At 70.2% G+C, this 6,375-nt stretch carries 7 protein-coding genes; 5 read left to right on the plus strand and 2 right to left on the minus strand.

The window, feature by feature from the left end; translation table 11 throughout:
* The 5 genes from VOI19_RS11710 to VOI19_RS11730 all read left to right on the plus strand — a co-directional run.
* Positions 1-914 (plus strand): acetoin utilization protein AcuC (locus VOI19_RS11710; RefSeq protein ID WP_323793141.1); only part of this gene is annotated, 914 nt, incomplete at its 5' end.
* A gap of 139 nt (positions 915-1,053) precedes the next feature.
* Entirely contained in the window at positions 1,054-1,257 is a 204-nt protein-coding gene (locus tag VOI19_RS11715; RefSeq protein WP_323793142.1) for a helix-turn-helix domain-containing protein, read from the plus strand.
* Positions 1,258-1,367: 110 nt separating this feature from the next.
* Positions 1,368-1,469, plus strand: coding sequence for a 30S ribosomal protein bS22 (locus VOI19_RS11720; RefSeq protein ID WP_008356322.1), 102 nt, complete (start codon positions 1,368-1,370; stop codon positions 1,467-1,469).
* A 40-nt stretch (positions 1,470-1,509) separates the two neighbouring features.
* A complete protein-coding gene (locus VOI19_RS11725; protein ID WP_323793143.1) occupies positions 1,510-2,631 on the plus strand; it encodes an NAD-dependent epimerase/dehydratase family protein in 1,122 nt (373 codons plus the stop codon).
* Positions 2,624-3,862, plus strand: coding sequence for a lysophospholipid acyltransferase family protein (locus VOI19_RS11730; RefSeq protein WP_323793144.1), 1,239 nt, complete (start codon positions 2,624-2,626; stop codon positions 3,860-3,862). The genes VOI19_RS11725 and VOI19_RS11730 overlap by 8 nt, the downstream gene beginning before the upstream one ends.
* Before the next feature lie 81 nt (positions 3,863-3,943).
* Here VOI19_RS11730 and VOI19_RS11735 read toward each other — a convergent pair whose 3' ends face one another.
* Entirely contained in the window at positions 3,944-5,179 is a 1,236-nt protein-coding gene (locus VOI19_RS11735) for a DUF5667 domain-containing protein (RefSeq protein ID WP_323793145.1), read from the minus strand.
* Between the two features lie 139 nt (positions 5,180-5,318).
* A complete protein-coding gene (locus VOI19_RS11740; protein ID WP_323793146.1) occupies positions 5,319-6,056 on the minus strand; it encodes a sigma-70 family RNA polymerase sigma factor in 738 nt (245 codons plus the stop codon).
* Positions 6,057-6,375 lie beyond the last annotated feature (319 nt).

The raw sequence follows: 6,375 nt of genomic DNA on the forward strand, positions 1-6,375 counted from the left end.
CCGAGGACAACCCCGCCTTCGCCGGCATGCACGAGGCCGGGGCGCACGTCGTCGGCGCCTCGCTCGAGGCGTTCCGGCAGGTGTGGTCGGGGGAGTCGCTGCACAGCGCCAGCATCAATGGCGGGCTGCACCACGCGATGCCCGACCGGGCCAGCGGGTTCTGCATCTACAACGACATCGCGGTCGGCATCCAGTGGCTGCTCGACCAGGGGGCCGAGCGGGTGGCCTACGTCGACGTCGACGCCCACCACGGCGACGGCGTGGAGAAGATCTTCTTCGACGACCCGCGGGTGCTGACGATCTCGCTGCACGAGTCGGGTCAGTTCCTGTTCCCGGGCACCGGGGAGGTCCGCGACGTCGGTGGGCCGGAGGCGCGCGGGTCGGCGGTCAACGTCCCGCTGCCGCCCGGCACCAGCGACGCGGGGTGGCTGCGCGCCTTCCACGCCGTCGTGCCCCCGCTACTGCGGGAGTTCTCGCCGGAGGTGCTGGTCACCCAGCACGGCTGCGACTCCCACGCCGACGACCCGCTGGCCGACCTGATGCTCACCGTCGACGGACAGCGGGCCTCCTACCTCGCCCTGCACGACCTCGCGCACGAGGTGGCCGACGGGCGGTGGGTGTCCACCGGTGGCGGTGGGTACGCGCTGGTGCAGGTCGTCCCGCGGGCGTGGAGCCACCTGCTCGCCGTCGTCGGTGGACGTCCGCTGGACCCCGACGTCGACACGCCGCAGTCGTGGCGCGACCACGTGGAGGCCCTGCTCGGCGTGACGGCCCCGCGACGGATGACCGACGGCGGCGCCGCGACCTACCGGGCCTGGGAGGACGGCTACGACCCCGACACGTGGCTCGATCGCAGCATCAACCTGGCCCGGACCGAGCTGTTTCCGTATCACGGGCTCGACCCACTCCCCTAACAACACGCCGCAACCTGTGAAGAAACATGAGGCGATCTCTTCCCCATCAGTCACATCAGGCCCTAGTCTCAGGCCTGTCGTGCCCGATCTACACCGGTGGGGAAGCCGGTGGCGGGCACTTGGAAAGCTGGTACCCCTCGTGACGAACTCGCCCGGTCCTACCTCCGACCCGAAGTTCCTGACCATTGCGGAGGTCGCGGCCATCATGCGCGTCTCCAAGATGACCGTCTACCGCCTCGTGCACGGCGGCGATCTGCCCGCGGTGCGGGTCGGCCGCTCCTTCCGTGTGCAGGAGCACGACGTCGACGAATACCTCCGAAAGTCCTTCTTCAACGCCGGCTGAGCCGTCCTGCGCCGACCGACCGATCCCGATTGCGGGTCCGGCGGTAGCGGCAAGTAGGCTGTCACGGTCCTGGCGCTCGTGCTGGGCGAAACTGACTTGAAGAGGTTTTCGTGGGTTCTGTCATCAAGAAGCGACGCAAGCGCATGGCGAAGAAGAAGCACCGCAAGCTTCTGAAGAAGACGCGCGTGCAGCGTCGCAAGCTCGGCAAGTAACACCTGACTCCAGTGCTGACGGACTGAGGGTGCAGTAGCGATGGCTGGCGGCGACAAGGTCGTGCTCGTCACCGGGGTCTCCCGTGACCTCGGCCGTCGCTGCGCCTCGGCGATTGCCGAGCACCCCTCCGTCGGCCGAGTCATCGGCGTCGACGTCGTCCCCCCTCGCGGGGACGTCGGCGACGTCTCCTTCGTGCGCGCTGACATCCGCAATCCCGTCATCGCCAAGGTCATCGCCAAGGAGGACGTCGACACCGTCGTCCACATGAGCGTGATCGCGACCCCCGGCAGCGTCGGTGGTCGCAACACGATGAAAGAGCTCAACGTCATCGGCACGATGCAGCTCCTCGCCGCGTGCCAGAAGTCGCCGAAGGTCACCGACCTGGTCGTGAAGTCGACGACCACGGTCTACGGAGCGAGCAACCGTGACCCCGCGATGTTCCGCGAGGACATGGAGCCGCGTCGTGCGCCCCGAGCCGGGTACGCCAAGGACGTCGCCGAGATCGAGGGCTACGTCCGTGGTCTGGCCCGTCGTCGCGGTGACTGCCGGGTGACGGTGCTGCGCTGCGCGAACGTGATCGGGCCGCACGTCAACAGCCCGATCACCTCCTACTTCCGGCTCCCGGTGATCCCGACCGTGCTCGGCTACGACGCCCGGATGCAGTTCCTGCACGAGGCCGACCTGATGGCGGTGCTCCAGCACGCCGTGGCCGACGGTGCAGCCGGCACGTTCAACGTGGCCGGCGAGGGCATGCTCATGCTCTCCCAGGCCGTACGACGTCTCCAGCGCCCGAGCGTCCCCATGCCGGGCTTCGCCGTGGGCAGCCTCGGCTCCGCGCTGCGCTCAGCCCGCGTCGCCGACTTCTCGCCCGAGCAGCAGTCCTTCCTCACCTACGGTCGTGGCGTCGACACCACCGCCATGCGCGAGACGCTGGGCTTCACGCCGCGCTACACGACGGCCGAGGCCTTTGCCGACTTCGCCGCCGGGCTCAACCCCACCGGGGGCCGCGCCGAGAGGGCCCTCGCCGCGGTCGCGGACCGGCTGCCCAGCACGCCCCTGCACCACGAGCGAGCGCACGCGCCCCTGACGGGACCCGGGTCGGTCCCGCCGGTCGTGTCGCTCGCGTCGACGAGACGATCACGAGGAGACGCCCGTGGGTGACGCCGAGATCATCCCGATCGGAACTCGCGGCCGCCCAGGTCGCGGCACCGGCAAGCAGCCCTCCTCGGCTGCGCGTGGCCTCGCTCCCTCGAGGAAGCCCCCGCGCGCCCCCAGCGGGTCTAACGAGACCACCAAGGACGGCGACCAGCCGTCACCCGGCTCGAGCACCGACGTCGAGACCCCGACGAGCAACACCGCAGCGGGCGCCGACAACGAGCCCGCGGCGCCGTCGTCATCGCCATCATCGTCGTCCTCCAGTGCGGCCGGCAGCGCCGACGAGTCCACCATCGTGACCACGGGCGCGTCGTTCTCCACGCGCGAGCGCAACCCGCTGCGCTCGATCCCCACCTCTGAGTGGCTCGCTGCCTTCCAGCACGCGGCCGTCGAGCTGTTCGGCGACCAGTGGGAGCCGCGCCTCGCCGAGTTCCTGGCCTTCCTGCGTCGTCGGATCACCGGTGACTACGTCGTCGACGAGTACGGCTTCGACGCCGAGATCACTCAGCGCTTCTTCATGGCAGCCCTGCGCCCGATCGCCCAGAACTGGTTCCGCATCGAGGTCCGGGGCATCGACAACATCCCGACCGAGGGCGGCGCGCTGGTGGTGTCCAACCACTCGGGCACCGTGCCGGTCGACGGCCTGATGACCATGGTCTCCATCCACGACCACACTGGTCGCCACCTCCGCGCCCTCGGCGCGGACCTCGTCTTCCGGATGCCGATCGTCTCCAGCATGGCGCGCCGCGGCGGCGCCACGCTGGCCTGCAGCGAGGACGCCGAGCGCATGCTGCGCGACGGCGAGCTGGTCGGGGTCTGGCCCGAAGGCTTCAAGGGCATCGGCAAGCCGTTCTCCCAGCGCTACAAGCTGCAGCGCTTCGGTCGCGGAGGCTTCGTCTCCGCCGCCCTGCGCACCGGCGTACCGATCGTGCCGCTGGCCGTCGTCGGTGCCGAGGAGATCTACCCCCTGGTCGGCAACATCCCGGCCCTGGCTCGGCTGATCGGGGTTCCCTACATCCCGGTGACGCCGCTGTTCCCGCTCCTCGGGCCGCTCGGGCTCATCCCGCTGCCGTCGAAGTGGCTGCTGGAGTTCGGCGAGCCGATCCGCACCGATGACTACGACGCCGGCGCAGCCGAGGACCCCATGCTGGTCTTCGACGTCACCGACCAGGTGCGAGAGACGATCCAGCAGACGCTCTACTCGCTGCTCATGCAGCGCTCGTCCGTCTTCGGCTGAACGACCCGCGGCTCGACCTCGCCGTGCGGGAGGTGATCACTCTCGCGAGATGCTGCGCTCGGGGCCACAGCCCCGGAGGCGTCAGTTGCCGAGACCCGTGACGCCCTTGACGACGTCGTCCACGGCCTTGCCGGCCGTCTTGGCGGTGCCGGTGAGCAGGTCGCCGATCGGGTCGTCGGAGCGGTTGACGTTGAGCCCGTCGAGCACGCCGTCCTTCTTCTTCTCGTCGTCCTTGTCGTCGCTGTCAGACGAGCTCGGGCCCTGCGGCAGGCTGGGCTCCTGCGGAGCCGAGGTCGGCACGGAGGGCGTCGAGGACTCCTCGGCCTCCTGCTCGCCCTTGGCGCCGTCGGACCCCTTGGAGCCCTTCGAGCCCTTGGTGCCGCGCGAACCGGACGTGGGAGCGTCGTCGGAAGTGGCGCTCACCGGCGCCAGGACCGCATCGGCCACCGGCCCGCGGGCGTCATCGAGGAGGGCGTCGATCGACTTCGTCGCGAAGACCGGCGCCTGGATGATCGGCAGGTCGGTGCAGGCCGGGCACAGGGCCTGGGCCTGGACGTCGATCGCGTTGATGACCTGGGTGGCCTCGATGAGCGAGGCGCGAGCGGTCTCGGGGATGACGCTCTGCAGGCGGGTCAGGATCCCCATGCTGTCGGCGGTGAAGGCGCGCAGCTCTTCGATCGTCGAGGCCTGGCCGTTGCTGGCGAAGTCGCCGAGCAGCAGCGCCGAGGCCTCCTGGGCCTGGTCGACGAAGTCGTGGAGAGTGAGGGCGATCGCGTCGGCGTCGTCGCCGGAGCGGCTCAGGGCCCCGACCTCGTCGAGGCGACCGGTGGCGTTGACCAGGAGCGTCGTGCCCTTGCCGTCGGCGTCGCGCTGGACGCCGGTCTGGGCGTTCTCGATCGCACGCTTGAGCGGGTAAAGAGTGTCGCCCGGCAGGGCGCTCTGGGCGGCGACGGCCATGGAGGCGGTCGCGCTGACGATCGCGAAGCCACCGACGGCAGCGACGAGACGACGTTCGCGAGGTGACCTGCGGATCGCAGGCGCCCGGCGCGCGGCGCTCTGCTCGGCGGTGTCGGGAGTCAAGGCGCCCTCGGCGGCCAGCATGAGGCGTGAGCGGAGGTGGGCCGAGAAGGCCGGACGGGGCTCGGCGGGGGTGACGTCGCGCAGCGTCGCGACGAGCGCGAGCAGCTCGTCGTACCGCTCGGCGTCGAAGGCGGACCCGGCCGGAGGCTCGGCGAGCATCTGGCGTGCGCTGGCAGGGCCGGACAGGAGCCGGTCGAACTCGTCGGCCCGTCGTCGTGCACCGAAGTGGGGGTTCATCGCTGTCCTCCTCTGCTGGGTGGTGTGGTGGTGGCGGGGACTGGCACGAGGGAGCAACCAGCGGGACCCGACACCTGTTCCAACGAGGCGTGGGGCGAGAAAGTTACGGGTGTGAGCACCGTCGCATCGAGGGCGGTCATCAGTCGCGAATTCCGTCGGGCATCAGCTTGGCGAGGTTGCGCACGCCGCGCAGCTGGAGCTGCTTGACCGCACCGTCGCTGCGGCCGAGGACGGCGGCGGTCTCGGCGATGCTCATGCCCTGGAGGAACCGCATCACCAAGCAGTCGCGCTGCTCGTCGGGGAGCTCGGTGAGCGCCTGGAGCAGCAGCTCGTTGGTGAGGCCGGCGAGCACCACCGACTCAGGACCCTCGGTGGAGTCGTCGTGGTCGCCCATGTCCTCGGTGGTCATCTCGAGTCGGGTGCGGCCGGCCTTGAAGTGGTCGGTGGCGAGGTTGCGCGCGATGGTCATCAGCCAGGCGCCGAAGTCCTTGCCCTGCCAGCGGAAGCTCTTCATGTTGCGCAGGGCGCGGAAGAAGGTCTCGGAGGTGAGGTCCTCGGCGAGCGGGGCCGAGCGCGTGCGGTAGAAGAGGAAGCGGTAGACCGACACGTGGTAGTGGTCGTAGAGCAGCCCGAACGCCTCGGAGTCGCCGCCGCGGGCGAGCTCGACGAGGGCGATCAGGCGGGTGCGATCGGCCTCGGAGTCCTCCGAGGACGCGGCGAGGTCACCGTCGCCGTAGCCGCCACCGTCGGCGCGCATCGAGGACCGGTCGTCGGCGACGGCCTCCGCGAGGAGGCATCCGTGGCCGAAGGCGGGGGCTGAACCGGTGGTCGCGGCAGGTCCGGCGAGCGCGGGAGCGGGGTCGAGAAGGCTCAGCACAGCGTCACGCAGGGCATTAAGCCCGCGTGCGACATCCGGCCTCTCATGAGGCATAGGTGCGCCCTCCCGCAGATGGTGCTCGCGACAATCTCTGCTGATCCTAGGTCAGGTCTGACGATCCTGATAGGCGTTCACAAAGATCTAGCGGAGCATCCGTCCGCGAGCGACCGTCGCGGCAAGGCCTGATCAGGCGCTCGTACGACGCCGCCACGAGCCCCCGGCGACGACGGCGCCGGCCGCTGCGCCGGCCACCGCGGAGACGATCAGGCCGGCTCGCGCGGCCTTGCGTCCGGTGCGGTAGTCGTGGATGCGCCATCCG

This window comes from Nocardioides sp. (assembly GCF_034670285.1).
In the GTDB taxonomy this organism is placed as follows: domain Bacteria; phylum Actinomycetota; class Actinomycetes; order Propionibacteriales; family Nocardioidaceae; genus Nocardioides.